Annotated in this window: 24 protein-coding genes; 12 read left to right on the forward strand and 12 right to left on the reverse strand. The window is 50.6% G+C overall.

Annotated features, from left to right (window positions below):
• Together EBA_RS08330 and EBA_RS08335 are read right to left on the reverse strand one after the other, a co-directional pair.
• Positions 1-603 (reverse strand): c-type cytochrome, encoded by a 603-nt coding sequence (locus EBA_RS08330; RefSeq protein WP_192374231.1) that lies wholly within the window; start codon positions 601-603, stop codon positions 1-3.
• Positions 596-934 carry a hypothetical protein gene (locus tag EBA_RS08335; protein ID WP_192374234.1) on the reverse strand — a complete coding sequence of 113 codons (339 nt, stop codon included), beginning with the start codon at positions 932-934 and terminating at the stop codon, positions 596-598. The genes EBA_RS08330 and EBA_RS08335 overlap by 8 nt, the downstream gene beginning before the upstream one ends.
• Positions 935-1043: 109 nt before the next feature.
• On the opposite strand from EBA_RS08335, the gene EBA_RS08340 reads away from it, so the two are divergent.
• Positions 1044-1475 (forward strand): Rrf2 family transcriptional regulator, encoded by a 432-nt coding sequence (locus EBA_RS08340; protein ID WP_192374236.1) that lies wholly within the window; start codon positions 1044-1046, stop codon positions 1473-1475.
• A gap of 27 nt (positions 1476-1502) precedes the next feature.
• Here EBA_RS08340 and EBA_RS08345 read toward each other — a convergent pair whose 3' ends face one another.
• From EBA_RS08345 to EBA_RS08355, 3 genes are read right to left on the reverse strand one after another with little or no spacing between them, the layout of a single operon-like run.
• A complete protein-coding gene (locus EBA_RS08345) occupies positions 1503-2141 on the reverse strand; it encodes an MBL fold metallo-hydrolase (protein ID WP_192374238.1) in 639 nt (212 codons plus the stop codon).
• 60 nt (positions 2142-2201) lie between these two features.
• Positions 2202-3386 (reverse strand): 2-oxoglutarate dehydrogenase complex dihydrolipoyllysine-residue succinyltransferase, encoded by a 1185-nt coding sequence (odhB, locus tag EBA_RS08350; protein ID WP_192374239.1) that lies wholly within the window; start codon positions 3384-3386, stop codon positions 2202-2204.
• Entirely contained in the window at positions 3376-6219 is a 2844-nt protein-coding gene (locus EBA_RS08355) for a 2-oxoglutarate dehydrogenase E1 component (RefSeq protein WP_192374241.1), read from the reverse strand. Before EBA_RS08355 ends, odhB begins: the two co-directional genes overlap by 11 nt.
• Positions 6220-6358: 139 nt before the next feature.
• On the opposite strand from EBA_RS08355, the gene EBA_RS08360 reads away from it, so the two are divergent.
• Positions 6359-7054, forward strand: a complete 696-nt coding sequence (locus EBA_RS08360; RefSeq protein WP_192374243.1) for a DUF2914 domain-containing protein — start codon at positions 6359-6361, stop codon at positions 7052-7054.
• A gap of 62 nt (positions 7055-7116) precedes the next feature.
• A complete protein-coding gene (locus EBA_RS08365; RefSeq protein WP_192374244.1) occupies positions 7117-7434 on the forward strand; it encodes an H-NS histone family protein in 318 nt (105 codons plus the stop codon).
• Positions 7435-7443: 9 nt separating this feature from the next.
• On the opposite strand, the gene EBA_RS08370 is transcribed toward EBA_RS08365, so the two are convergent.
• The 4 genes from EBA_RS08370 to nadB all read right to left on the reverse strand — a co-directional run bounded on the left by EBA_RS08370 (position 7444) and on the right by nadB (position 12876).
• On the reverse strand, positions 7444-8217 hold the full coding sequence (locus EBA_RS08370) for an alpha/beta fold hydrolase (RefSeq protein ID WP_192374246.1): 774 nt from the start codon (positions 8215-8217) through the stop codon (positions 7444-7446).
• On the reverse strand, positions 8210-9226 hold the full coding sequence (locus EBA_RS08375) for a M14 family zinc carboxypeptidase (RefSeq protein WP_192374247.1): 1017 nt from the start codon (positions 9224-9226) through the stop codon (positions 8210-8212). Before EBA_RS08375 ends, EBA_RS08370 begins: the two co-directional genes overlap by 8 nt.
• Positions 9227-9239: 13 nt before the next feature.
• The gene (locus EBA_RS08380) at positions 9240-10961 is read right to left on the reverse strand and encodes a lysophospholipid acyltransferase family protein (RefSeq protein ID WP_192374249.1); all 1722 of its coding nucleotides are present in this window, start codon (positions 10959-10961) and stop codon (positions 9240-9242) included.
• Positions 10962-11220: 259 nt separating this feature from the next.
• A complete protein-coding gene (gene nadB, locus EBA_RS08385; RefSeq protein WP_192374251.1) occupies positions 11221-12876 on the reverse strand; it encodes an L-aspartate oxidase in 1656 nt (551 codons plus the stop codon).
• 127 nt (positions 12877-13003) lie between these two features.
• Here nadB and rpoE point away from each other — a divergent pair, with 127 nt between their 5' ends.
• From rpoE to EBA_RS08430, 9 genes are all read left to right on the forward strand, one after another.
• The gene (rpoE, locus tag EBA_RS08390) at positions 13004-13594 is read left to right on the forward strand and encodes an RNA polymerase sigma factor RpoE (protein ID WP_192374253.1); all 591 of its coding nucleotides are present in this window, start codon (positions 13004-13006) and stop codon (positions 13592-13594) included.
• 10 nt (positions 13595-13604) lie between these two features.
• Positions 13605-14108, forward strand: a complete 504-nt coding sequence (locus EBA_RS08395; RefSeq protein ID WP_192374254.1) for a sigma-E factor negative regulatory protein — start codon at positions 13605-13607, stop codon at positions 14106-14108.
• Positions 14109-14112: 4 nt separating this feature from the next.
• Positions 14113-15057 carry a MucB/RseB C-terminal domain-containing protein gene (locus EBA_RS08400; protein WP_192374256.1) on the forward strand — a complete coding sequence of 315 codons (945 nt, stop codon included), beginning with the start codon at positions 14113-14115 and terminating at the stop codon, positions 15055-15057.
• A gap of 44 nt (positions 15058-15101) precedes the next feature.
• Positions 15102-16505: a DegQ family serine endoprotease gene (locus EBA_RS08405; RefSeq protein WP_192374258.1), complete on the forward strand. Its 1404-nt coding sequence runs from the start codon at positions 15102-15104 to the stop codon at positions 16503-16505.
• 13 nt (positions 16506-16518) lie between these two features.
• Positions 16519-17427 carry a cysteine synthase A gene (gene cysK / locus EBA_RS08410; protein ID WP_192374260.1) on the forward strand — a complete coding sequence of 303 codons (909 nt, stop codon included), beginning with the start codon at positions 16519-16521 and terminating at the stop codon, positions 17425-17427.
• 42 nt (positions 17428-17469) lie between these two features.
• Entirely contained in the window at positions 17470-18726 is a 1257-nt protein-coding gene (locus tag EBA_RS08415) for a hypothetical protein (RefSeq protein WP_192374261.1), read from the forward strand.
• Positions 18719-19783, forward strand: a complete 1065-nt coding sequence (locus tag EBA_RS08420) for a hypothetical protein (RefSeq protein WP_192374263.1) — start codon at positions 18719-18721, stop codon at positions 19781-19783. Before EBA_RS08415 ends, EBA_RS08420 begins: the two co-directional genes overlap by 8 nt.
• Positions 19770-20510: a hypothetical protein gene (locus EBA_RS08425; RefSeq protein ID WP_192374265.1), complete on the forward strand. Its 741-nt coding sequence runs from the start codon at positions 19770-19772 to the stop codon at positions 20508-20510. The genes EBA_RS08420 and EBA_RS08425 overlap by 14 nt, the downstream gene beginning before the upstream one ends.
• Positions 20511-20675: 165 nt before the next feature.
• Entirely contained in the window at positions 20676-21203 is a 528-nt protein-coding gene (locus tag EBA_RS08430; RefSeq protein WP_225616033.1) for a hypothetical protein, read from the forward strand.
• A gap of 1199 nt (positions 21204-22402) precedes the next feature.
• On the opposite strand, the gene EBA_RS08440 is transcribed toward EBA_RS08430, so the two are convergent.
• The 3 genes from EBA_RS08440 to EBA_RS08450 all read right to left on the reverse strand — a co-directional run bounded on the left by EBA_RS08440 (position 22403) and on the right by EBA_RS08450 (position 26625).
• The gene (locus EBA_RS08440; RefSeq protein WP_192374271.1) at positions 22403-23200 is read right to left on the reverse strand and encodes a hypothetical protein; all 798 of its coding nucleotides are present in this window, start codon (positions 23198-23200) and stop codon (positions 22403-22405) included.
• 475 nt (positions 23201-23675) lie between these two features.
• The gene (pntB, locus tag EBA_RS08445) at positions 23676-25064 is read right to left on the reverse strand and encodes a Re/Si-specific NAD(P)(+) transhydrogenase subunit beta (RefSeq protein ID WP_192374273.1); all 1389 of its coding nucleotides are present in this window, start codon (positions 25062-25064) and stop codon (positions 23676-23678) included.
• Between the two features lie 10 nt (positions 25065-25074).
• Positions 25075-26625 (reverse strand): Re/Si-specific NAD(P)(+) transhydrogenase subunit alpha, encoded by a 1551-nt coding sequence (locus EBA_RS08450; protein WP_192374275.1) that lies wholly within the window; start codon positions 26623-26625, stop codon positions 25075-25077.
• Positions 26626-26748: the final 123 nt, after the last annotated feature.

Below are 26748 nucleotides of genomic sequence, written 5' to 3' on the forward strand. Positions count from 1 at the left end.
TTATTCCTCTTCGCCGATGGCTTTGAAATTATGCGGGAAGCCGTTGGTATCGATAGACGACATCCATTTCAGGAAGGCGACGATGGCTTCCGCTTCAGGTGGCGTGATGTCCAGATTAGGCATCTTGCGGTTGGAGCCGTAGGTGCGGGCGTTTTTTTCCGGATCGAGCAGGAAATTCACCATTAATTGTTCGCGCGAATCTTTCGCGCCCCAGCCTTGATCAAGCCAGGCTTTGGTCAAGTCCGGCGCATAATAAGCGCCATTGCCGAGCAGGGTGTGGCAGTTCATGCAGTTTTTGGCTTGCACGGTTTTTTTGCCGTGATCGACCAGTTTTTCAGCTTCTTCTTCGCTCAATACTTTGCCGAACAAAGGCGCTTCATCGCCTATGGTCGGTTGATAGCGTTGTTTGGCTTTGTCAAAGCGGTAACTGATGTCTTTGTTAATAATGCTATAAGCTGGAACGCGGGGGCCACCAGCGCTGATTTGTTTCATCGAATCGAAGCTTAAAATTACTAATAGGACAAAGGAACCGCCCGTGACCCAGATCGCGGTTTTTTTCCAGAATGTTTCCGACGCCCAGCGGGGTGGGATTTGCTCAGTCATGATGACCTCCTGATTGATGAGAGTGATGAGATTCGTCGTCGTGCGTCGCGGCGCACAATTTCCAGATAAGGCGAGGCATCCAGCCATAGCCGAGGACCATTAACAGCGACAGCAATAGCCAATAATCGTTAAAATGATTGACGTAGCTGAACACGCCGACGCATATCAACAAGGTGGCGTAGATTAGCCAAGCGGCAATCCCGAATGCGCGGCGGCCGCTGATCTTGGACCAGGCGTACAGCGCGGCGTAGATGGTAGCCAATAAGATGATCAATGCCGCGCTGAAAAAGCTCAGGAAGAAATCGGACAGGGCAACAGGTTCGATCAACATTAAATTTACCGCCGGAAGTTTTATAACATGTTTCTGAAATACAACTTTCTGGCAAGTTTAAGCTTCATTAACATTTATTTCAAATACAGCTTTAACTGAACTTATCGACATGCAATTGACTGCACACACCGATTACGCATTGCGCGTATTGATTTATCTGACTATCAACACCGAAAAACTGGTGACAATTACCGAATTGGCCGGGTTTTTCGGCATTTCCAGAAACCACTTGGTCAAGGTGGTGCACAAGCTGGGCGTAAAAGGCTTTGTGCAAACGGTGCGCGGCAAGGGCGGTGGCATTCGTTTATCGCGGCCGGCACGGGAGATTAGTGTTGGCAATGTGGTGCGAGAAGTGGAAGGGCACTTTCAGATGGCCGAATGTTTTAACCCCAAAAAACAAGGCCATTGCGCCTTAGAAATTAACTGCGGATTGATTGGTTTATTGGGCGGCGCTCTGGAGCAGTTTTTACAAACGCTGGATAAAGCAGTATTGAGTGATTTGGTGACAGAATCTAGCCTGGATGAAACACTGCGAAAATGAAGGTAAAGGCAGTGTATGTAGACGCTGTTAGCGATAGGCACCAACGTAAGGATTGCTGCGCATTTCTGCGCCGAAGGTAGACATAGGGCCGTGGCCGGGGATGAATTTCACATCTTTCCCCAAGGGCCAGAGTTTTTGCTCGATAGAGTCGATGAGGGTTTGATGATCGCCTTTCGGGAAATCGGTACGGCCGATCGAGCCTTTGAACAGCACATCCCCCACCAGTGCCAGGCGTTGTTCCTCGCTAAAAAACACCACATGGCCAGGCGTATGGCCGGGGCAATGAATCACCTGTAACACTTGCTTACCCACCTTTACCGTATCGCCGTCCTTGAGCCAGCGTTGCGGGGTAAAGCCGGCTGATTCCGGAAAACCGAACATCCGGCATTGCTCTGCTAGGGCTTTGATCCAGAAATCGTCTTCAATCTGCGGACCGATAATTGGCAATGAGAGTGTTTCGGCCAACTCGGCTACGCCACCCACATGATCGAGGTGGCCGTGAGTGACCAGGATTGACTCCAGCTCAACGCCTTGTTTTTTGACTTCCTTCAGCAATACATCTAGATCGCCGCCCGGATCGACCAAAGCGGCTTTATTGGTTTGTTCGCAGACCAATAAGGTGCAGTTTTGTTGGTAGGCGGTGACGGGGATAATGGTATAGCGCATGCTCAATATATACCTAGTTTGCGGGGCTCCCGGGTTCGCGGGAGCTGTGATTTGGGGTATTTAGATGTTCAACAGTAGATGCGCCGGTGCTTCCAGGCATTCTTTAATAATACCCAAAAATTGCACCGCTTCTTTGCCGTCTACTAAACGATGGTCGTAGGACAAGGCCAGGTACATGATAGGCCGGATGACGATTTCGCCGTTTTCCACCACCGGTCTGTCCTTGATGGCGTGCATGCCTAAAATCGCGCATTGCGGCGGATTCAGGATAGGCGTAGACAACATGGAACCGAAGATGCCGCCGTTGGTGATGGTGAAGGTGCCGCCACTAAGATCTTCAACACTGATCGAGCCGTTGCGGGCTTTATTGCCAAAATCGTGAATGCCTTTTTCAATGCCGGCAAAATCCAGTTGGTCGGCGTCACGCAAAATCGGCACGATTAAGCCGCGTGGGGTGGTCACGGCGATACCGATGTCATAATAGCCATGGTAAATAATATCGCTGCCGTCAATGGAAGCGTTAATGGCCGGGAAGCGTTTTAAGCCTTCAATCGATGCCTTGACGAAGAACGACATGAAGCCCAGCTTGATGCTGTGCTTGGTTTCGAAACGATCTTTGTAGTGATTGCGCAGATCAATGACAGCACTTAGATTGACTTCGTTAAAGGTAGTCAGCATCGCCGCATTTTGCTGGGCTTGCAGCAAGCGTTCGGCCACTTTGGCGCGCAAGCGGGTCATCGGCACCCGCTGTTCCGGCCGTAGGCTAGCGACGGCTGTGGCCGATAAGGGCGAGTGCGTTTCCGCTACTGGCGCGGGTGCCGGAGCAGGCGCGGTGTCTTTTGCTTGCTCGTTCAAGAAATCCAAGACATCGGTTTTCAGAATCCGGCCATGCTTTCCGGAGCCGGCGATGGCTTGCGGATCAAGGTCTTTTTCGGCAACCAGTTTGCGTACCGATGGACTAAGGATGGCGTCTTCGGTTTTTTCGGTTTTTGAAGTCGGTTTGGCTTGCTGGACGTCCAGTTTGGCCAGCAGTTGACCGCCGACCACGGTTTCGCCGTCTTGCGCCACCAGTTCCACCAGAGTCCCGGATTTGGGTGCCGGTACTTCCAGAATGACTTTGTCGGTTTCGAGATCGGCCAGATTGTCGCCTTCGTTAACCCATTCGCCGGCTTGTTTGTGCCATGCGACCAAGGTGGCGTCGGACACGGATTCAGGAAGGCTGGGGACCAGAATTTCAAAGCTCATGTGTAGTTCCTTCATTGCTGCCATAGAGCGCGGCGTTGACCACAGCGCGTTGTTCGTTAAGGTGGGTTTTGTAACTACCGACCGCCGGTGCCGCCGATGCGACCCGGCCGGCATAGTTGATCGGAATATTCTTGTCTAGCAAATCGAAAAAATGGTGCTTGCTTTGGTACCAGGCGCCTTGGTTTTTAGGCTCCTCCTGACACCAGACAATATGTTCGATATTGGGATATTTGTCGATTTCGCGTTTGAATTGCTCGTTCGGAAAAGGATAGAGCTGCTCGATACGAATAATGGCGACATGGCGCAGTTGTTCCTGATCCAGACGGCGGGCTTCCAGTAGGTCGAAATAGACCTTGCCGGCGCACAACACTATCCGCGTGACGTGGTAGGGATCGATATCGTCCTGTTCGCCTATTACGTTCAAAAATTCGCCATGGGTCAAATCGGTCAGCGTCGATACTGCCAGCTTGTGGCGTAGCAGGCTTTTTGGGCTCATTATAATCAGCGGCTTACGATACTGTCGCAACATTTGTCGCCGCAGTAAATGAAAAATTTGTGCCGGTGTGGTTGGGACGCAGACTTGAATATTATGGTCGGCGCAAAGCTGTAAATAGCGCTCCAGACGAGCCGAAGAATGTTCCGGACCTTGGCCTTCAAATCCGTGCGGCAACAGCATTACCAAGCCGCTGAGCTTGCCCCATTTGGTTTCGCCGGAGGCGATAAACTGGTCGATGACTACTTGCGCGCCGTTGGCAAAGTCGCCGAATTGCGCTTCCCAGATCACCAGTTTATTCGGCTCCGTGGAGCTGTAACCGTATTCGAAACCCAATACGCCAGCTTCCGAGAGCAGTGAGTTGAAGATTTGTGCTCGACCTTGGGTTTCACTTAGATATTTAAGCGGGATGTAGTTTTCACCGTTGGCCTGATTCAGCAAAATGGCATGGCGGTGCGAGAAGGTGCCGCGACCGATGTCCTGACCGGTCAGGCGCATATTGTATTTGTCCAAGAGCAGCGTCGCATACGCCAGGTTTTCCGCGAAGCCCCAATCCATCGGTATTTCGCCGGTCGCCATTTTATTGCGGTCTTCCATTACCTTGGCGACTCTAGGGTGCAATTCAAACCCTTCCGGCAAGCATTGCAGGCGTTGGTTGCAAAACCGGATATGCCCCAATGTTATCGAGGTGTCGGCGGGTGTATCCCAATGTTTGTTTTGATAAGGCACCCAGCGCGCCGAATAGGAGTAGATGTTATTTTCGATAATCGGCCGCGATACCGGTTGGCCTTCGTTGAGCAGTTGTTGGTAATCCTGTTCCATTTTCTGCACCAGGTCTTCCGTCACCACGCCCTCTGCAATTAATTTTTGCGCATAGATTTGTGGTGGGGTCAGGTGGTCACGGATGGATTTGTACATCATCGGCTGCGTGGTTGCAGGCTCATCGGCCTCGTTGTGGCCATGGCGGCGGTAGCAAATCAGATCGATCACGACGTCTTTATGAAAGGTGTTGCGATAATCCAATGCCAGTTGCGTGACGAAAATTACCGCTTCCGGGTCGTCGCCGTTGACGTGAAATACCGGCGCCTGAATCATATTGGCGACGTCGGTGCAATAAAGGGTAGAACGCGCGTCGAAAGGGTTGCTGGTAGTAAAACCAATTTGATTGTTGATGACGATATGCACGGTGCCGCCGGTGGAGAAGGCGCGAGTTTCCGACATGTTCAAGGTTTCCATCACTATGCCCTGGCCGGCGAATGCGGCGTCGCCATGAATCAATATCGGCAGAATCGCCTCGAAACCATCGACGCCGTGCCGGTCTTGTCGGGCTTTTACCGAACCTTCTACCACCGGGTTGATGATTTCCAGGTGGGAAGGGTTAAAGGCTAAGGTTAAATGAATCGGGCCGCCTGGTGTGGCGATATTGGACGAAAAGCCTTGATGGTATTTGACGTCGCCGGTCAGCACGCCAGGTGAGGACGTGTGGGTGCCCTCGAATTCTCCAAATAATACCGCCGGGCTTTTACCCAATATATTAATAAGTACGTTCAAGCGGCCTCGATGGGCCATGCCGATCACGATTTCCTTGCCTTTGTGTTCGCCGGCGCGCTGTATTAATTCGTCCAGAACCGGAATCAAGGACTCGCCGCCTTCCAGCGAAAAGCGTTTTTGGCCGACGTATTTGCGGTGCAGAAATTTTTCCAGGCCTTCGGCCGCAATCAGCAATTTCAAAAGCCACTGGCGTTTTTCCGGGTGGCTGCTGAAATCGGGTTTGGCGCCTTCCAGTTTGTCCTTGATCCAACGCTTCTTTTCATCATCGACGATGTGCATGTATTCGCTGCCGATGCTGCCGCAGTAAATCTCGTTAAGCGTTTGAATAATGGCTTTCAAGGGCAAGCGGTCCACACCGCATAGGCCGCCGGTGTCGAACATTGTGCTCATGTCCGCATCCGTCAAACCATAATATATGGGTTCTAAATCGGCAGGGATGCTTTGCGTTTGGCCGAGCGGGTTGTTGGCGGCAATCTGGTGGCCCTTGACCCGATAATGATTGATCAAGCGTGCGACGGCCGATTGCTTTTTTACGCTTTGTTCGGTAAAGCCCTGCATTCTGGCCAACCTGCCGGGTTCCGCAATAGCTAGTTTTTCAAAGCGCTCCACAATCACGCTATGCGGTGTGTCTTCGGTCGCACCACTACGAATGTGGTCGAAGCGCTGTCGCCAGCTTGGGCTGATAGATTCCGGGTTGCTGAGGTACTGTTCGTATAAGTACTCGATGAAGTGGGCGTTGCCTCCATACAATGAGGAGGATTCTTCGAATTGTTTAAGCAGGCTACTCATGCAAACATCCAGGATTTCGGCAAGTTGAACCGATTATGTTAGAACTAAAATGTTATATTACCAAGGACAAAGTGTTGTAACGGGCTAGCGTAGCAAGTGATTCCAGTTTCATTTGCTGGATTTAATATTGGAAAAAAACATGGCTGATAATAAAGTAGTTATCAAAATTAATTATGATAAGAAACACCCAAGCATAAACACGCAGCCGCAAACGGTAACGGTTTGGCATATTCGCAGGATACTGATTGCAGTTCTGGGGGTAGTTTTGGTGGCAATATTATTGTTTTCATGGTTCGGCAGCGATGACGACGATAGTCATACTCAGATCGATACCACGGAAAAAGTTCAACCATTTAATAAGCCGGAGGCCGAAATTGTTGAACAGCAAGAGTCGGTAACACTGCAAAAACCGGTGCCGGCGATTGTGCACAAGGAAGTCGTCAACTCCGAAAGTGTTAAAAAAGTCGACACTATTAAAAAGCCGGCGGCGATTATATTGGATCGTAAGGTTATCAGAGCCTCTTTAAATAGTAAGCCCAAGGATGACGAGCCTGGCGAGCCGATTAAATCGCCGCTGAGGGTTATTGCTAATCAATCCACGGAGGTTTTTTATTTTAGCGAGATAAGAGATTTGATGGGTAAGGCTTTGTTTCATCAGTGGTCGCGCAATGGGCAGGTCGTGCATCAAAAACCATTGGATATAAAAGATAAGATATCCAAGGTGTGGTCTAGTAAAAACTTGTCGATTAAAGATAAAGGTGAATGGCAAGTACGGTTGACGGACAAGAAAGGCAAGGTATATTCCGAGGTCAATTTTTTAGTAAACGCCGAATAATAGTTTTATTTAGAAACGCTGGGTGATAGAATTGATTACGTTTTTTGATTAACGAGGAAAATATGACTGACTTTAATAAACTCTCCGAAGCCGAATTACAGGCTGTTATTGATAATGCCGAAAAAGCATTAAAAGAAAGACAATCCAGTAAACGTAAAGAAGTTTTTGCGCAAATAAGGGAATTGGCGGCTTCTATTGGCGTAACTGTCGATATTCAAGACGGCGAGAAGAAAGCTGAAAGAAAAACCGGTAAAGTGCCGGCCAGATACCGTAGTCCTAACGATGCATCTTTAACTTGGTCAGGCCGGGGATTGGCGCCAAAATGGATGCAGGAACTGCTGGCGTCAGGTCGCAATAAAGCTGAATTTGAAATCAAATAATCTGCGGATTTAAACCGTTGGCTGGTTAATCCAGTCCTTTAAGCGGCTTGCTACCCAGGCTCCATCGTCCAAACATAGATCATGGCCTGCCCAAGGGTGCTTGAAGATATCGGTTTGCCATTTGTGATGAATGGCGTCGGAACATGCCGGTGCGACTAAACGGTCGCCCCGGCCATTCAATATCAGCAATGGCTCTCCCGGTTTTCTGTTACTGGGTCGATACCGAGCCGCCGCTTTTAACTGCCTGACACCATTTGCAAAACTGATAGGCCGGGCTTGCTGTATGGCTGTCCAGGCCTCAGCGGTTTCCAGGTAGTGATCCTGCCGATTACTAACCAGCTGAATTATCGCCAGTTCTCGTTTGTACAAATCCCGTTCCAGTAATATCCCAAGAAACTGCCGATAGCTCTGCCAACGCATGCGGCTATAAAACGGGCTCAAGCTGGCAAGGCTGGTATTAACCAGCGCGGCTGCGGCGATGTCTTGCGGATAGCGTTGTAACCATTCCCAGGCCACCATGCCGCCGAGCGATAAGGCTAGTAGCGTGACAGGTTTTGCCAATAAGTCATCGGCTAAAGCCTGGCGGCGGACTTGTTCTGTTATAGCTTCAATGTTGTCCGGGCTGTGTTCGCGATAAAACCTACCGGTGCCAGGCAAATCGATGGTGCTGACGGTAGATTGTGGAAAAGTCTGTTGCAACAAATCCGGGAAACTCCCCCAATGCGCCGCCTCTCGGCACAGCCCACGCAGTAATAGCCAATGTTGGCCCGCTAATTTAGGCATACCAGAGTTTCATGGCCTGTTGCAGATTTTGGTCTTTTTGCTGGTTGCTTAACCTTGCCCATTTTTGCGGGTAGAGCAGGCTGCGATACAAAAAATCGAATAAGGTTAGATGCCTGCGCATAATGCGTTGTTGGCGATGCGGCAGTAAGGGGTGGAATAAACCATGACGTTGAAACAAATGCGTCGGGCTCTTGCGCAACCAAAGCCAGGAACCCATTTCCAGGGTTAAGGGCAGAAACACGTGTTGCTTACCGTGACGGTCGATAAATTCGTCATACAGATAATCCCATAAGTCGCCGCTGATGACGTATTCTTGGCTCATGGGCTCTATTTTATAGAAATGATGCGGGTAGCAGCGGTCAAACAATTGTTTTAAGCCAACTGTTTCTGCAATGCCCGGAAACGGCGTCTGGCAGGATGCGTAGGGAAACCATAATCTATCGTGGAGGCCGAACCCCGAGTGTAGATCGATGGCAATCGACAGCGGCGCGTCGAACAGATGTTTATGTACCACCCGGCACAGCGCCTGGGCTTCTTTTTCCATTTTCGATTCGTCGCCGCGATACCAGGGCAGTTTGGCGCTGAAACGTTGGCCGCTGTATAGCCGGGTATTACCGAGACTTTCGATAGGCGAATTGCGCATCAAATCGACGCCGCGGCCGTTACAGCGAGTGCCTCGGTAAACGCCTACCGGATTGACGATGGGTACAAATACCAGTCGTGAATGTTGCAAGCGAGCATTAAATTCCTCATCCCAATCCAATAGTTGCAGGATGGTTTGTAAGTAGGCCAGTATCACTTCCGAACCGATTTTCTCCAAACCGTGTACGCCGCCGAAAAAAGCTAACACGGGGACGTCAGGGCTACTCGAGCCAAGACTGAGACAATGGATGGGAAATTGCCTGTCTTTATACGTGATTTGTTCGATGATCTCGCAACGGGCGCGGTCGCCGAATTGCTCGATCAGCTTTTCCAGCTGTTCCAGCTCCGGGAATGAGCGATTTTCCATGAAGTTGTGATTTCTAGCCGACTAGTGATTTTTCGATGTAGCGCTGTCGTTTTTTTGGCGCGATTTTATCGACCTCCACCATGATCAGGCTGTCGATACAGTTATTAAAGTCAGGATCGATATTGAAATCGATGAAATGGCAACCTTTATCGACACACAATTCCACGTACTGTTTATAAAGTGTGGGGACTTTGACACCCAATTTTTTCAGTTCGCTATTCAGTATTTTAAAACTGGTGGAATAGTCGGCGCTAAATTCGCTTGCGGCGAAAGCTTTCCCTTGTTGAGAAATTACGAACGGCGTTCTGGCCTTGGTGTGCTGTAAGTCGGAGGCAAACTGTTGTTGATAAAAACCGATGATCAGTTCTTTGGCAGCCTGTGGATAGGCGTTACTAATGCTGACCGGGCCAAATAGATACTTGATGTCCGGGCGTTCGCGCAAATACGCGCCAATACCGTACCAAAGATAATCCAGACTGTGTTGCCCCCAATAGCGCGGTTGCACGAAGCTGCGACCCAATTCGATGCTGTAAGGTAGATAGGCCTCAAATTCGCTACGCAAATCGAACAAGGTTTGCGTGTAAAAACCCTCCACGCCGTGACTGGCCATAATGGCCGGGCCTTCGCCGACCCGATAGGCGCCGACGATTTCCAGATCGTTGTCGTCCCACAGCACGATATGGCTGTAGTAAATGTCGAATTTATCCAGATCTAAAGCCAGTCCCGTACCTTCTTCCACTGTGCGGAAGGTTAGTTCGCGCAAGCGGGCGATTTCCCGCATTACCGGGCAATCGTCCTGAAACTGATATAAAAAGATCTTTTTGCCGTCGCGGGTTTCGCCAAGCAAGCGCGATTGGTACAGCGCCTTCTTCACCGCTTTGGTATCGGAAGGATGCACCACGGTGGCTACCGTTTCGAATAGCGCCGGTTTGTTTTTCTTGCCCAGATTTTGTACGTGCTTACGAAAGCGCTGACTGAGTTGCTTGTTGCTTTCCTCACTGTCGGCGATGACCTGGTAAGGTACCGGCGCGCCGACCATGAATTTAATTTCCTGGCCTTTCTTGTTGAACATCTCCTTCACCAGCAGCATGGTTCCTAGCGGTTTGTATAGGGTCGATGCACTATAGAACAACGCGGAGTTCTTGGCTTTGATGAAGATCGGCAGGATAGGGCACTGCGCCCGGTGGGCCAGCTTAATGAAGCCGGATTGCCAGGCGCCGTCGCGGATGCCTTTGGGGGTGATGCGGGACACTTCGCCGGCTGGAAAAAAGATGATGGCTTCTTCGTTTTTCAGGGCATCCAGCATAACTTTATAAACATCTTTAAGTTTTTTTCTGTCGGATAACACATCGACAGGCAGAAAGATCGATTGCAAGGGTTCCATGTGCGATAAAACCCGGTTGGCGACGATACGCACATCGGGTCGTACCGAGCGGATCAATTTCACTAAGGCCAATCCATCCAGGGTGCCGATCGGGTGATTGGCGACGATGAGCAAGCGGCCTTCGGAGGGAATATTGTTATAACAATCGTTGCTGACTTGATAGTTGAATTTGAAGTAATTTAGTAGCTTATCGAGAAAGGCGAAGCCGCGTAGATGTTGGTTTTTGCGAATAACGTCGTTGAAATCGTCTTCGTGGATCAGTTTTTTTAAAGCTTTTACGACCAGTTTGTTGTCCTTGCCTAATTTAAAGTCGGGATAGGTTTCTTGCAGTATGCGTTCAGCATCGATCATCGCTCAGTGTCCTGGAGAAAGGAGTATGCCGGCGATTCTAGTGAGCGAATATGTCAGAAATATGTCAGTCACGGACTGATCCAAAAGCTTGTCAACTAACGGTTAGCCAGCGCCTAACCAAGTGCGGCATATGGCAGATGGGGAATATCGTTGACGTCTATTCGACGCTAAGGTTGCCGTCGGGATGGTCTGAGGTTGGCGGATCGGTATAGCCTAGCCGACCCGTTTTAGTCTTGCTGTTGCAAAACGCCAGCATCAATCAGTGAGCTTTTTGACCGGATTTTTCCGGTGTCAATACGGTGTTTTGTGGTGCTTGACTGTTGTCCAGGTCCGGATAATCCTTGGTGTAGTGTAAGCCCCGGCTTTCCTTGCGCTGTTGCGCGCAGCGGATAATCAGCTCGGCGACTATGACTAGATTGCGCAGCTCCAGCAGGTCGCTGGTGATACGGAACTGACCGTAGTATTCGGCGATTTCTTCTTTCAACAAGACTAGACGATTCATCGCCCGTTCCAGGCGTTTATTGGTGCGAACGATGCCGACGTAGTCCCACATAAAACGGCGCAATTCGTCCCAGTTGTGAGCGATCACCACTTCCTCGTCCGAGTCCCCGACTTTGGATTCGTCCCAATCCGGCAGCGGCAGTGGTTCAGGTAATTGCGCGAATGTGCGGCGGATGTCTTGGTTGGCTTGCTCAGCGAACACCAGGCATTCCAACAGCGAGTTGCTGGCCATGCGGTTGGCGCCGTGTAGTCCGGTGCAAGCTACTTCGCCGATGGCGTACAAGCCGGGGATGTCGGTGCGGGCGTTGGCGTCGGTCAATACGCCGCCGCAAGTATAATGCGCGGCGGGCACCACGGGAATCGGTTGCTGACTAATGTCGATATCCAGTTCCAGGCATTGTGTATATATGGTGGGGAAATGCTTCTGGATGAACTCCCGAGATTTGTGGCTGATGTCCAGATAGACGCATTCAATGCCGTGTTTCTTGATTTCGCTATCGATGGCACGGGCGACGATGTCGCGGGGTGCCAATTCCATGCGTTCATCGTAACGGCGCATGAAGCGCTCGCCGTCCGGCAAGATCAAATGCGCGCCTTCGCCGCGCACCGCTTCGCTGATTAAAAACGAACGAGCGGTCGGGTGATAAAGACAGGTCGGATGAAATTGCATGAATTCCATATTGCTAATCCGGCAGCCGGCTCGCCAGGCTAGCGCGATACCGTCGCCGCTGGAAATGTGCGGATTGGTCGAATACAGATACACCTTGTTGGCGCCGCCGGTGGCTAGTACTACCACTTTGGCGGCTATCGATTTGATGCTGCCGGATTTGCTGTCCAATACATAGGCACCGCAAATCCGTTGTTCGCTGGCGCCCAGTTTGCTGGCGGTGATTAGTTCCACGACGTTATGGTATTCGAGTAAGGTGATATTTGGATGAGCTTGGGCGCGTTCGATCAAAGATAGCGAGACGGCTTTGCCAGTGGCGTCATCGGTATGCACGATGCGGCGGTGCGAGTGGCCGCCTTCGCGGTTTAAATGCAATTGTTTGGCGCCGTCGGCGTTACGCTCTTCGGTAAAGTTCACACCTTGTTGACGTAGCCATTCGATGCTTCGACGGCCTTGAGCGACGGTTAGTCTGACGATTTCCGGGTCGCAAAGGCCGGCTCCGGCGATTAAGGTGTCTTCAATATGCGATTCTATCGAATCGCATTCCTCGTCAAATACTGCGGAGATACCGCCTTGGGCGTAATAGGTGCTGCATTCGGTCAATGCGAATTTGGCGAGCACCGCTACCTGGTAAGTGTCGGCGAGATGTAGGGCAAGACTTAGTCCGGCACCGCCGCTACCCGCGATAAGAATGTCATAATAAGAATCAGCGGTGTTAGTGGGTTGGTTTGCTGTCAATGTGGTCAACTTTGCGGCCGGATGAATAGTTTTAGCGATTTTGAATAATATCTCGTTTTAATCTTGCGGTAATTTTTTTTGTGTTGCCAGAACTAATGAGGTTTAATTCTGTCCACTTCAATAGCAAAATAGAGCAGTGAACGAACAAGTAAGGAATACCGAAGATCTGGATCAAGAATTGGTGCAACGTGTGCAGCAAGGGGATAAATCTGCCTTCGATCTTTTGGTAATCAAGTACCAGCATAAGATCATTCACTTGGTGAATCGTTATGTTAAGGATCCGAGCGAAGCCCAGGATGTTGCCCAAGATACCTTCATTAAGGCTTATCGGGCCTTGGGAGACTTTCGAGGTGACAGCGCTTTTTACACGTGGTTGTATCGCATAGCGATTAACACGGCCAAAAACTATTTGTTGTCGCGTTCACGCCGTCATTTTGATTACGAAATTGATGTTCAAGATGCCGAACAAGTGGAAAACGCGGCGCAACTGAAAGATACAGAAACGCCGGAAAGTTTGTTAATGAACGAACAAATAGTGGCGGTGATTAAATCGGCTATCGAGAGGTTACCGGAAGAGATGCGGATTGCCATTACCCTCAGGGAGTTTGAAGGGATGAGCTACGAGGAAATCGCGGAAGCGATGGATTGTCCCATCGGTACGGTACGCTCGCGGATTTTTAGGGCTCGCGAAGCCATAGACCAAAAATTAAACCCATTGCTCGACTAAAGGTGTATCGATGCAAGAACAACTTAACGAAAAACTTTCTCAATTCATAGACGACGAACTGGATACTCAGCAGGCGCTGTCGCTGTTGAAATCGCTACAGAACGACGGGTTGCTGAAAGACAAATTGCGACGCTATCAAATTGCCAGTCAGGTGTTGAAGAGCAGCGAATATTCACTGGTTAACAGCGATTTTGTCGACAAGATTCATGAACAGATTCGACAAGAACCTACCTACCTGTTACCGCAGAAAAAGGCGGCGGTAAATTGGCAAAAAGCCGCGTTGGCGATTGCCGCTTCGATAGCACTTGCCGTCGTTTGGGTCAGCAGCAAAGTCGATAAACAAATGCAAAACCCAATGGCCACAGCCGAGATTGTCGCCCAGGGTAATCCGTCCGCCGAGGAAATGCATGCTCGATTCAAGAATTATCTGGAAGCCCATGATAACGCGTTATATGTAAATAGTGTGCAAGCGGGGCAACCCTACGCGCGGGTGGTGGGCTATCGGCAGGAATAATCGCGTGAGAGTTTTAACTGTTTTTTTGCTGTGGGTTATTTGCCAAAGCGCTATTGCCGATAAGGATCAAATGACGGCGAGGCAATGGTTGGATAACATGAGTCGGGCGATGAAAACCCTTAACTATCAGGGGACCGTGATTTTCATGAAAAACGGTCAGGTCGATACGATGACATATCAACACAGTGTTGAGAATGGTGTAGAACAGGAGCGCCTGGCTTCTTTGAATTCGCCGATGCGGGAAGTGACGCGTAAATCCAACGAAGTGACCTGCATCTTCAAGGAAACCAGTCAAAAAGTGATAAATCATCATCCGCTTGACAGTTCGTTTATTGTCAATGTGCCGCAAAACACCTCAAGCCTGGAAAAATACTACCAACTAGGTTTGTCCGGTCAGGAATCTATCGCGATGTTACCGACGCAAATCGTCAATGTCGTACCTACCGATGCATTGCGTTATCCAAGAAAAATCTGGGTGGATACCCAACATTTTTTACCGCTGAAAGTCGAAGTTTACAATTTAGACGGCAGCATTCTGGAGCAAGTGGTCTTCACCAATTTAACGACGGATGCAATAGCTGAGCCGCATGCTAGCAACGTCGACGAAAACCAATTTCATGTCAAACACATTCACGCCACTCAAGCCGAACCGTTTGAAAACGCCACATTCTTATTGAAGAATTGGCCCGCAGGTTTTGAGCCAGTATTTTTTATTCGTAATTCTATTCAGCAATCCCAAAAAGCCGTGGATCACTTATTAATTAGCGACGGATTTTCTACGGTATCGGTGTATTTGGAAGCAAAAGAATCGCAGGGTATGAATGGTTTGCATGGTCTGGGCTCTGTCAATTCTTTCAGTAAGGTAATAGGCGATACCCAGTTCACCGTGCTCGGTGAAGTACCCGCCAAAACAGTTGAATTAATCGCTGACGGCATAGCGTTACGCTAAAGCGTCCATTTTTGTAACAAATCAAATGTATGAGTGGAGATTAGATGCTTAATAAGCTGTTTTATGGAGTTTTGATTTTTTTAGTAGCGCTTGACGCAAGCTATGCGCAATTGCCCGATTTTACCGAAATGGTTAAAACCAACGGTGACGCAGTGGTCAATATCAGTACCACCCAAAAAGCCCCCGATCCGCAAGCCGGTGCCGATCAGCAGCAAATGCCGGAGGATATGCCACCGGAAATGGAAGAGTTTTTTCGGAGGTATTTCCAAGGTCCCGGGCGCGGTAATACACCTCGAGAAACCAACTCCCTGGGCTCCGGGTTTGTGATTTCCAAAGACGGTTACGTATTGACCAATCACCATGTGGTGAATAACGCCTCAGAAATCGTGGTTAAATTAAAAGATCGCCGGGAGTTGATCGCCAAACTGATTGGTTCCGATGAAAGCACCGATGTGGCCTTGTTGAAAGTAGAGGCCAAGGACTTGCCGGTAGTGGAAATAGGGGCTCCTGAGCAATTGCAAGTCGGCGAGTGGGTGCTGGCTATCGGTACGCCGTTTGGTTTCGATCAATCGGTCACCGCAGGTATCGTCAGCGCTAAAGGACGTAGTCTGCCGGATGGCAACTATGTGCCGTTCATCCAAACCGACGTGGCGATCAATCCAGGCAACTCCGGTGGCCCCTTATTCAATATGCAAGGCAAGGTGGTAGGGATTAACTCGCAAATTTATAGCCGTTCCGGCGGTTACATGGGCTTATCGTTTGCGATTCCTATTGATGTGGCAATGAACGTGGTCGACCAAATCAAAAGCAAAGGTAAAGTCTCGCGCGGTTGGTTGGGCGTTCAAATTCAAGATGTCACCCGGCAGCTGGCTGAATCGTTCGGCATGGATAGACCGCACGGCGCATTAGTCTCTAAAGTCATTCCCGGCGGTCCGGCGGAAAAAGCTGGCATTCAAATCGGCGACATCATTGTTGAGTTTAACGGCCAAGTCATCGAAACTTCCGGCGAATTACCACCTAGAGTGGGCATGACGCCTATCGATGAAAAAGCCAAGGTTAAAATCATTCGCCAAGGTGATAAGCAGGATCTTAGCGTGAAAATAGGCTTGCTGCCTGCGCAACCCTCCGCTGCGGCAAACGGTCCTGCCGCTACCCCCGAAATGGCCGTGAACCGGCTGGGGTTGGCCGTCGCCGATTTAACCACCGAACAACGCCAGCAATTGCAGGTGGAAAAAAACGGCGTATTAGTGCAAAAAGTTAACAAAGGTATTGCGATGGATGCCGGCATTCAGCCAGGCGACATTATTTTACGTATCCAAAATAATGTGGTGCGCGACGCCGCCGAGTTTAATTCCATCGTAGCGAAATTACCGGTTGAAAAATCAATAGCACTTTTGGTACAACGTAACGGCAGTCCGGTGTTTTTAGCGTTTAAAATCGAGAAATAATTGAGGTAACTCAATGCCTACCGCCAGCAATGTAACGCAATTGATCGGCAACACGCCGTTAGTGAAATTACATAAAGTCGTATTGGAAAATTCCGCGACCGTGTTGGCAAAGTTGGAATCGAGAAACCCCGGCGGTTCGGTCAAGGACAGAATAGGTCTGTCCATGATCCAAGCCGCCGAAAAAATGGGGCGCTTGCGCAATGGTGGCACGATTGTGGAGCCGACCTCCGGCAATACCGGTATTGCCTTAGCTATGATTGCCGCCGCGCGCGGTTATCATTGTATTTTGACAATGCCGGAGACCATGTCTATCGAGCGCCGGCAGTTATTGGCATTGTATGGCGCGGAAATCGTATTGACGTCGGGTGCCGAAGGCATGACCGGCGCTATTGCCAAAGCGCAAGAAATAGTCAGGCAGACGCCGGGGGCGTTCATGCCTCATCAATTCGAAAATCCGGCCAACCCGGAGGTTCACCGACAAACCACTGCCCAGGAAATCTGGTCTGCTACCGACGGTCAGGTCGACGCCTTTGTGTGCGGAGTCGGTACCGGCGGTACCATTTCCGGCGTCGCAGATGTAATTAAAAACCGTAAGCCGCAATTTCAAGTGATTGCGGTAGAGCCGGCCGAATCGCCGGTTATCTCGGGCGGCGCGCATACGCCGCACAAAATTCAAGGCATAGGCGCCGGCTTTGTGCCAAAAAATCTGGAAGTCGATCTGTTGGATGGCATTGAATTAGTCACAACAGAGGAAGCCTTTACAATGCGCAGAAGACTGATAGAAGAAGAGGGCATTATGGCCGGCATTTCCTCGGGGGCGAGTGTTTGCGCGGCGGTTCGCGTCGCGGCGCGCTTGGGTGCCGGCAAAACCGTGGTGACTATTATTCACGATACCGGCGAACGCTATTTGAGTATGAGTTAAGCGCGTTTTTCCCGCATTTTGCTGGAGCAAAAAATAATAACAATGAATAATCCCAGCATCAAAATACGTTCCACCGGGCTCGGCTATTTTATTAACCGCATTCAAACGCTGTTTGTCAGCATGTTGCGCATCTGGACGATACCCATCGTCTTGATGCTCAGCCTTTCCTCCGGTTTTACTACTTACTACGGTTTATCGCATTTCATCACGCCCTGGATTGCGTTGGTGATCACCGTCGCCATTCAATCCATCATCGTTATCTGTTCCTTGGAAATGGCCGGCATCCATTGGAAAGCCAACAGGATGCGCTACTTTACCGTGGTAGCATCATTGTCGGTGGCAATTGCCGCTTCGGTGACTTTTTCCTATTTCAAGTTTTACGAAATATCCGAGCAGGAAACCCTGCACATCAATCGACTGAATCAGCTACGCCAGCAAACCAAGGACTATCTGGACGGCATATTGCAAGTTAAAAGCCGGATGTTGCACCAGCAAAAACTGGATCTGGAAAAAGCTTCGCTGGATGCCAGTCAGGCGTATTTCGGTACGCATAATCAAATCGCGCCGGGTTATAAAAATCAGGTGGGTGAGGGGCCGTTTTGGCGTCATTACAATCAGATTTATCAAGAAAAAAAGCAGGTGCTGCAACAACAGGAGCAAGCCTTTCAGGCTCTGGATAACAATATCCGCCTGTTGCAAACCAACCTGAATCAGCTGGACGTGACTAACGATCCGGAAGCCACTTATTCGCAGTTTTTAAAAAATTATCAGGATATCCAGCTGGATATAAATCAACTGGCCAGCAGCATGGGTATGTCTTTACCCGATGCACCGTTGCTAATGACGTATAAGCAGTTCATCGAGGAAGTAAAGCCGTCGTTTGCGATGTGGCGCGGGTTTTCCTGGTTTGCGTTTGCCTGCGCGGCTATGGTGGATTTTTTTACGGTATTGCTGTCCTACCGTTTGGAGTTTACCGCACCGGGGCCGTTGACGATCCAGGAAGAAGAGCTGGTTTTCGAATGTTTGCGGCAATTTACCGAGTTTCGGATCAACGAGAACGACGAACTGGAAATGGTCATCGAAAAGTCGGAATTGGAAAAAGCTCGCCGTTATTCGGATTGGTCACGGATGTTCGTGGTCGGCTTGCTGCTCAGCCGCGGCTTCTTGCGTAAAGTGGACGATAGAACCGTGGAGTTTGCGCCGAATCTGTATCCGCTGATTGCGGAAAAAATGTCCGACAAAATCGCCGCGCTCAAACAAAAAGCCGTTACCGCAACCGGTGTTGTTAGCCATGAATAGCGCCGGCACCGAACTGGAAATCTGGCTGGCCGGCGGCGATTTATTCGAAGAGTCGCTTGCCGATTCGGCGGAGCAATGGATTGCCGGCTTCGACGCCGACCGGCAAGTGGTGCAGCTAAAGCTCGGGCCGTATAAAAAACTCTATTTACGGCCGAAGAAATTCGTCAAACGCTTCTATCACCATATCCACCCGCTGACGATAGAAAGCTGGCAATACCAGCGGCAGCTGAACATGTTCGACGATTTTTGCACCGTGGACTTGGTGTTGGATTTGCGCTTTCAGGCCACCCTGGCTTATGTGCTGAAAAATAGCGAAATGCTGCCCACGATTAACCAACACATCAAACAGTTGTATGCCAACATTATCGACGATGTGATCAATCTTGAGCTGCAAATCCTGGCAGATGGCAACTGGATTCACACCGGTTTAATCGAAACCGAGAAACGCATTGCTCTGGCCATTAACCAAATGTTGATGCAACAGCAAATTCAGTCACAGGCCTTGTGCAGTCTAGCGGCCAGTTTCAATGAGTTTCCGACCGTGAAGTTAGGCCGCGACAGCGTTTATTTGAACGTGTTGAAAAAAACTTTTGAGTTGAATGAAGAGCGTACCAGGGAGCAGTCCCGGCAGCAGCGGTTGCTGGAGGAAGAGGAAATACACGAAAAGCGCCTGCAACTGGAACATTTGCGCCGTGTATCCGAGCTGGAATTGCAGGTGCAGGCTCAGGAAGCCGAAAAACAGCGGCGCCTGCTGGAAGACAAACAAGATCAGCTCAATCGGCAGCTGGAACTTGAAAAGCGTTTGTATGCCGAACAGCTACGCCACGAAAACGAGTTGAAGGCCATGCGCCTGGAAGCAGAGTTGCTAGCTCAGGAAACCCTGCAAGCCAGGCAACGAGTTGCGGAAAGTCAGCAGCTTACAGAGCAACTGGCCCATCAGGCGGTGTTACACGATAAAAAGGTGCTGGCCGATATTCGTTTACAGCAACGTAAGCAAAATCTATGGCAAGAAAATAGTTCAACGAATGAAACAGGGAGTGACCATGCAGAACAGTAAATTGACAGGTTTAAGTTATCGCGTGCTGGTATTGTTAATGACCGCGTTATTGGCGGCCTGCAGTACCTCGCCGCGGCCAATGCAGTTTCGTACGGAAATCGATTCGCTAGCCGCCGTTACTGCTACACCGAGCAATACGCGCTTTGTGGTATTGCCGGGCAATGCCGGCGCTAATGAACAGGATTTGCAGTTTATCGAGTTTAAAACTTACATCGAAAAAGTCCTGACTAATCGCGGCTACAGCAAGGCCAGCAGTATCCAGGATAGTAACTTGGTGATGTTTCTGAGTTACGGTGTCGGCGCGCCGGAAGTGCATCAATATAGCTATGATGTACCGATGTGGAACGACATGGGTTATTACTATCCTTACCGCATGTCCAGATTCTATAATGGCTATTACCCGGGTTTTGGCATGGGTGGCTATTCGCAACGTACCGAATCCTATACGACATTTCGGCGCTATCTGGTGTTGGAAGCTTGCGATAAAGATGCCTATTTGCAACAGCAACAGCGTAAACAATTATGGAAAACCAGTGTGCAAAGCAATGGTGCGAGTAACGACTTACGTCTAGTGTTTCCCTACATGGCCGCGGCGATGCAGGCCTATCTAGGAAGTAACACCGGGCATATGATTACCGTGGATATTGACGAATCCGATCCTCTGGCGCGTAGTCTGCTTGGGCCGTATCAACCCAGTACACCGCAAACGCCGCAGCAACCGCGATAGAATTTTGGTTTGGAATTCGGCCTGCTGGGCTGGATTCCAGACAAATATTGACAATGCTCCGAGCCGGAACTGGCAAGCCAAGTTAGGGTTAAATTCGCGGTCCAGTCTCGGTGGAGAACTGAACATTTAGGGATGAAAGCAAACAATAATAATCAGGAGAGCAGCATGAAAATAATCGTTTTGGGATTAATCCTGGCTTTCAACAGCCTGACTGCACACGCGGCAAAATACGGCCTGGAGCCGGGTGATGCAGTGCTCACCAATTGCCACGAAATTTATACCCGAGGGGTGGTTAAAGCCAAGGTCGACGACGGCTACACCGTGCACTTTCCCAAGAACAGTGGCCCCATCCAATGTCCGCCGTTTCGTTGGCATGCCGAGTTTGTATTGCCGTTTCAATCCGTTCCGGAATATCGCCTGAAGTTTTTGGGCGGCTTAAAACGCGACATCGTCTTTCGAGTGGGCGAGCCGGTGACTTTTCGGGTCGATACCGACAGACGCGTCGTCAAGAACAAAGCCAGCATCGATATCGACGCACAGATTACCGACATCAGCAGCAACGGCGCCATAGCCGTGAAATTAATCAGCACCGACCCGGAAGCTGCGGCGACCTTTTGGCAATGGATAGGCGGCAACTATGTCGATTTGCGGCACAAATATTTGGAACTGGAGCGGGATAAGCGGTCGCGGTAAACCCGCTATAAACCTTGAGCAGGGTTTTGAGCCAACTATCAAGCTAAGCCTTTGGCAATCGGTCATTTACTGGCGGATTGCTAATTCAATGGCCAATGTCAAAATAAGTGCGTGGTTGCTTCATTTCCGCATGCCGGCAATAGAGCGCATTACATTGGTCGGAGTTGCTGACATTCAAACGTAGGGTGGGCAAATTTGCCCACCATTTCAATCCGCGTGGGCACAAACAGCGGTTACCATATTGAGACAATATACGGAGTACCTCAGGCCGGGCTTACAGTGTCTGTCGTAGCGGGTCAGCTTGAGCGAGGGGCTAGGCTCCGTCGCTGAGTGGCTCTATGTGCCCGCCGTTCTTGGCTACTAGGGAATGCTTTGCCACTCGTTGAATGCATCGCTGAGACGCGGGGTTGTAGTGCATCAATCGAATCAACTCCGGAGTTCCGAAGTCTAGGAAGACTGGTGCGGTGGCTTGATGCCAAATGTCACGAGGTCGTTTCCACTTGTAGAAATGGTGTCCTCGGTAGTCATGACGGATCTGAGTCTCGATGGTGGTAGCGCGATGGAGTTCATAGAGAGGGCCCGCCTCGTTCTCCAGGTCTGATCGTTTGAAGAACGCAGAAGCCAGGCCGGAGTGAAAGACAATCTCTTCTAGCAACTGAGACTTTGGGTGTGGCAACGGGTCCTTGTCTATATCGAAGTTTTGTGCGAACGACCTACCGTCGACAACCCAAATCATGTTCTTGTAGAAGGACTCCCTGGCGCGCAGTTCCTCAGTCGGCATGTTCGAGTGCTGAAACTCGATGACTAACCCGCGTTCGGTCTTCACGTCGGCGACGTGCTTCTCTCCAGTTTCCTGGTCTATGTGTACGACTTCCTGCCATTCCGTTGGGAAAAGTGATTTCCAGTCGCGATGCCACTGCGTTTCGTTCTCCCACCACGGGTCGCACTCCAGCGGTCGGAGATGTGCCCAGTGCCAGGTCTTTTGACTTCCGCACTTGGCCACAGTCTCTTTGCCGCACCATTGGCAGACGCCTCGAAGGCGTGGCTCAGGCGGGCGGCTGATTCCTTCAACGGGGAGAATAACATTGGTGGACTTTGGTGCCTAACGAATAGCTAAGCGGGCTGTGCGTTTTTTGCGCAGCTCCACTTGAGCGTTAAGTTAGACGAATTCAATTTTGCTCTGAACGCACTTTTTCTAGTTATTTTAAACTTTCCCGCCTGCCGACTCCAAGATTTGAATAAGGCTGCGGTTCGCGCGTTCCAAAACCAACGAGGCGTACGTCATCCTCAATCCTTCCATGAACGTTGTTCTTGTACTTTGGCTTGTATTGCGCCCATGGTTGAGGGTCTGTAATCCATGGCGGATCGCAAGGCTCCCATTCACGACCATTGAACTTCCAAAACTGAATATGGCGCTGTACTTCCCCGTGATCCCTATTGCGGTAAACCCATCGTAGTTCAGTGCTCGTGATAGCACGCATCTTCAGTTCTGGATTCGTAGAGTCGATGTCGAGCAAGTCTCCGTCATGGTTGGTGGATTTTTTCGCGGCAACCTCGTCCAGCTTCATTTCCTCAAGGCAAAAGTGAACATGACTTTGCTTCACGAAACAGGCATAGTAAAGTCCCCCCTTACACTTTCGTCGCCACGCTTGGTTTTCCTGAGCGTCTCTAAGCAGTCCTTTTTCTTTCGTTTCCCATCCGACTGCGGTGCCATATTTTCCATGATCTTTTAGGGCAGAATTAAAGTTTTCGATGTTTTTTCTTGCACTAGCCTGCTTCTTGTCGTCCCAACCTTGAGCATACTGGAGCTTTGACTCATAGGCAGACTGCTCATCACCTGTCGTAGCGTAGTTGTTGATGGTAGATTGATCGACGGTTCTGATATTTGGTCCCGAGAGCTTGAATTTTTCACTCATCAGACGCCCTCTCGGCTTACCTAATCCATAGACCAAGTCACCTTCGTCGTAAACGTCTTTGAATGGCTTTGTGAATGGCATTGCTTTCTCCTCAGATGAATCAATGGGGGCTAGAACTTAGGCTAAGATGAGGAACGAATCCTAGCCTACGCGCTAGCGATGTCTAACAAGTTATTAAGCTGTTAACAGTATATCTACCGACAAATACGTTGTATCGTTAAGCAATTGATTTTCCCTTCTGTATATCATCAGCAACGGGCGATTATGGCGGATTATGGTTAACTTGCTGCCATTCAACCAGATGAAGCGACAGACTTGCAAGGGGGAATTCTATTGTCAAAATCGTCATATGCCTTGCTTGATTGAGTCCTTGTAAATTTGAATGTTCCTTGAGTGCGGCGGGGCGTTCAATAGGTCTAATTGATTTTACGTAAATAGAACAGATTTCGAGCCGATTTAATACCCCGTCCCGCACTGAAATAAAGCCCGCCATCGTGCTTGACGACATTGCCAACAACTAGCGCTGGCAATGTCGGGCCGATGTGTTTTCTCAGTCTTAAGCCTGCAGAGCCTTCAATAGAGCCTGCAATTTGTCGTTGGCATCGCCGAACAGCATGCGGGTATTTTCATGCACGAACAGGGGGTTGCCGACACCGGCGTAGCCCGATGCCATCGAACGTTTCAAGACGATAGTGGTAGCGCCTTTCCAGCATTCCAGCACCGGCATGCCGGCTATCGGGCTGTTGGGGTCGTCCAAAGCAGAGGGATTGACGATGTCGTTGGCGCCGATGACGATGGACACGTCCACATGCGGAAAGTCTTCGTTGATTTCGTCCATTTCAAAGACGATGTCATACGGCACTTTCGCTTCCGCCAGCAACACATTCATATGGCCGGGCATGCGGCCGGCGACCGGATGGATGGCAAAGCGGACTTTTTTACCGTGGCTGGTCAGATATTTAGTGATCTCGTTGACGGTATGTTGAGCTTGCGCCACCGCCATGCCGTAGCCGGGGATGATCACGATCTCTTTGGCATCCCGCAGCAATTGTGCGGTCTCTTCGACTTCGATAGGCTGCACATCGCCGACCACTTCCGCCGCTTCACCGCCTGCACTACCAAAACCGCCGGCTATCACGCTCAGAAAGTGCCGATTCATCGCCCGGCACATGATGTAGCTCAAAATTGCACCGCTGGAGCCGACCAAGGCGCCGGTGACGATCAGCAAATCGTTGCTGAGCATGAAGCCGGTCGCCGCCGCCGCCCAACCCGAATAACTGTTTAGCATAGATACCACCACCGGCATGTCCGCGCCGCCAATGGCCATCACCATATGCACGCCAAATGCCAGGGCGATGAGGGTCATGATTAGCAGAGGGATTGAGCCGCCGCCGGTTTCGGTGCCTGCCAGAAAGCTGCCGCCCAAGATGAAGGTGACAACGAACATCGCCAGATTCAACCAATGCCGGGCCGGCAGTAATACCGGCTTGCCGCTGATGCGGCCGCACAGCTTGCCGAAGGCAATCACCGAGCCGGAAAAGGTCACCGCGCCGATGAAAATGCCGATGTAGATTTCCAGTTCGTGGATAGTTTTTTCCGCCCCTTCCAGACTGGTGGAATGATCCATGAAGTTGGCATAACCTACTAGCACAGCCGCCATACCGACCAAGCTGTGCATTAACGCCACCAGCTCCGGCATTTGCGTCATTTCCACTTTGGCGGCGGCTTTGGTGCCGATGAAACCGCCGATCAACAGGGCGATAGTCAGCATCGTGTAGGCGGTAACGCTGCCGCCGAACACCGTGGCGATGATCGCAATCGCCATGCCGGTCATACCGAAGTAGTTGCCGCGCCTTGAGGTGTCTTGCTTGCTCAGGCCGCTGAGGCTGAGAATGAATAAAATCGAGGCTGCAATGTACGCCATTGTAACTAGACCGTTTGACATGTAGCTCTCCTTATTTTCTAAACATTTCAAGCATGCGGCGCGTAACCAAAAAGCCGCCGGCAATGTTGATGGACGCGATCAGGATGGCCAGCGCGGACAAGATGCTGACTATGGCGCTGGGTGCCGAAACCTGCACCAGCGCACCGATGACGATAATGCCGCTGATGGCGTTGGTGACGCTCATCAAGGGCGTGTGCAGTGACGGTGAGACATTCCAAATTACCTGGTAACCAACGAAGCAGGCCAGCACGAATACGGTAAAGTGGGACAAAAACGAGGTGGGTGCAACGGCGCCAACGCCGAATAAAGCCAAGCCCGCCAATAATATCGGTAGCCATTGTTTAACCGATTCCGGCAACAGCGATTTGGTTTCGGCTGCAGCTTCGGTGGTTGCGGCGGGTTTGGGGGCGGCGGACAATTTAGGCGGTGGTGGTGGCCAGGTGATATTGCCTTCCTTGATCACGGTGGCGCCACGAATCACCTCGTCTTCCATATTGATGACGGTGTTGCCGTCCTTGCCTGGGGTCAGATCGGTCAGCAGATGTCGCAGGTTGGTGGCGTAAAGCTGGCTGGATTGATTGGCCAAGCGGCTGGGTAAGTTGGTGTAGCCGATGATGGTCACATCGTGTTTGACCACAACCAGATTTTTCTCGGTCAAGGCGCAGTTGCCGCCTTGTTCGGCGGCCAAATCGACGATCACGCTGCCGGGTTTCATCGAGGCTACCATCTCGGCGGTAATCAGCTCGGGTGCCGGTTTGCCGGGAATCAAGGCGGTGGTGACGATAATGTCCACTTCCTTGGCTTGCTGGGCAAACAAAGCCATCTCGGCTTCGATAAATTCCTTGGACATGGTTTTGGCGTAACCGCCGCTGCCGGAACCGTCTTCCTGGAAATCCAGCATCAGAAATTCGGCGTCCATACTTTCGATTTGTTCTTTCACTTCCGGCCGGGTGTCGAAGGCGCGGACGATAGCGCCCATACTTTTCGCGGCACCAATCGCGGCCAGACCGGCCACGCCGGCACCGATCACTAACACTTTGGCCGGTGGGATTTTACCGGCGGCGGTGATCTGCCCCGTGAAGAAACGGCCAAAATGTTGCGCGGCTTCCACGATGGCCCGATAGCCGGCGATATTGGCCATGGAGCTGAGGGCGTCCATTTTCTGCGCCCGAGACATGCGCGGTACGCTGTCCATCGCCAGCACCGAAACCTTCTTTGCCGCGAGCGTCTGCATCAAGGCTTCGTTTTGCGCAGGCCAGATAAAGCTGATTAATTGCTGGCCTTCGCGCAGTAAATTGGTTTCTTCGACTGCCAATTGCGGATGAAATTCGGGTGCCCGGACTTTCATGACGATGTCGCTGCTTTGCCATAATTCCTGGGTCGTGGCGACGACTTGCACACCAGCCGCGCGATAAGCGTCATCGGAAATATTGGCGTTGTCGCCGGCACCACTTTCCACCAGTACTTCAAAACCCAATTTGATGATTTTTTCCGCGGCGTCTGGCGTGGTGGCGACGCGCTTTTCGCCGTCGTGAACTTCTTTTGGAACACCGATTTTCATGATTTCTCCTAAGGTTTGGAGGGAAAGAACGGATGGTTATTAGGCCGAAAAGCCAGCGGGCGAGGATAGGGGATTGAACTGGTTTTATCAATTGTTTTCTGTGCGCGTAGCGAATTACGCTAA

The organism is Methylomonas albis (genome assembly GCF_014850955.1).
Taxonomy (GTDB): Bacteria; Pseudomonadota; Gammaproteobacteria; order Methylococcales; family Methylomonadaceae; genus Methylomonas; species Methylomonas albis.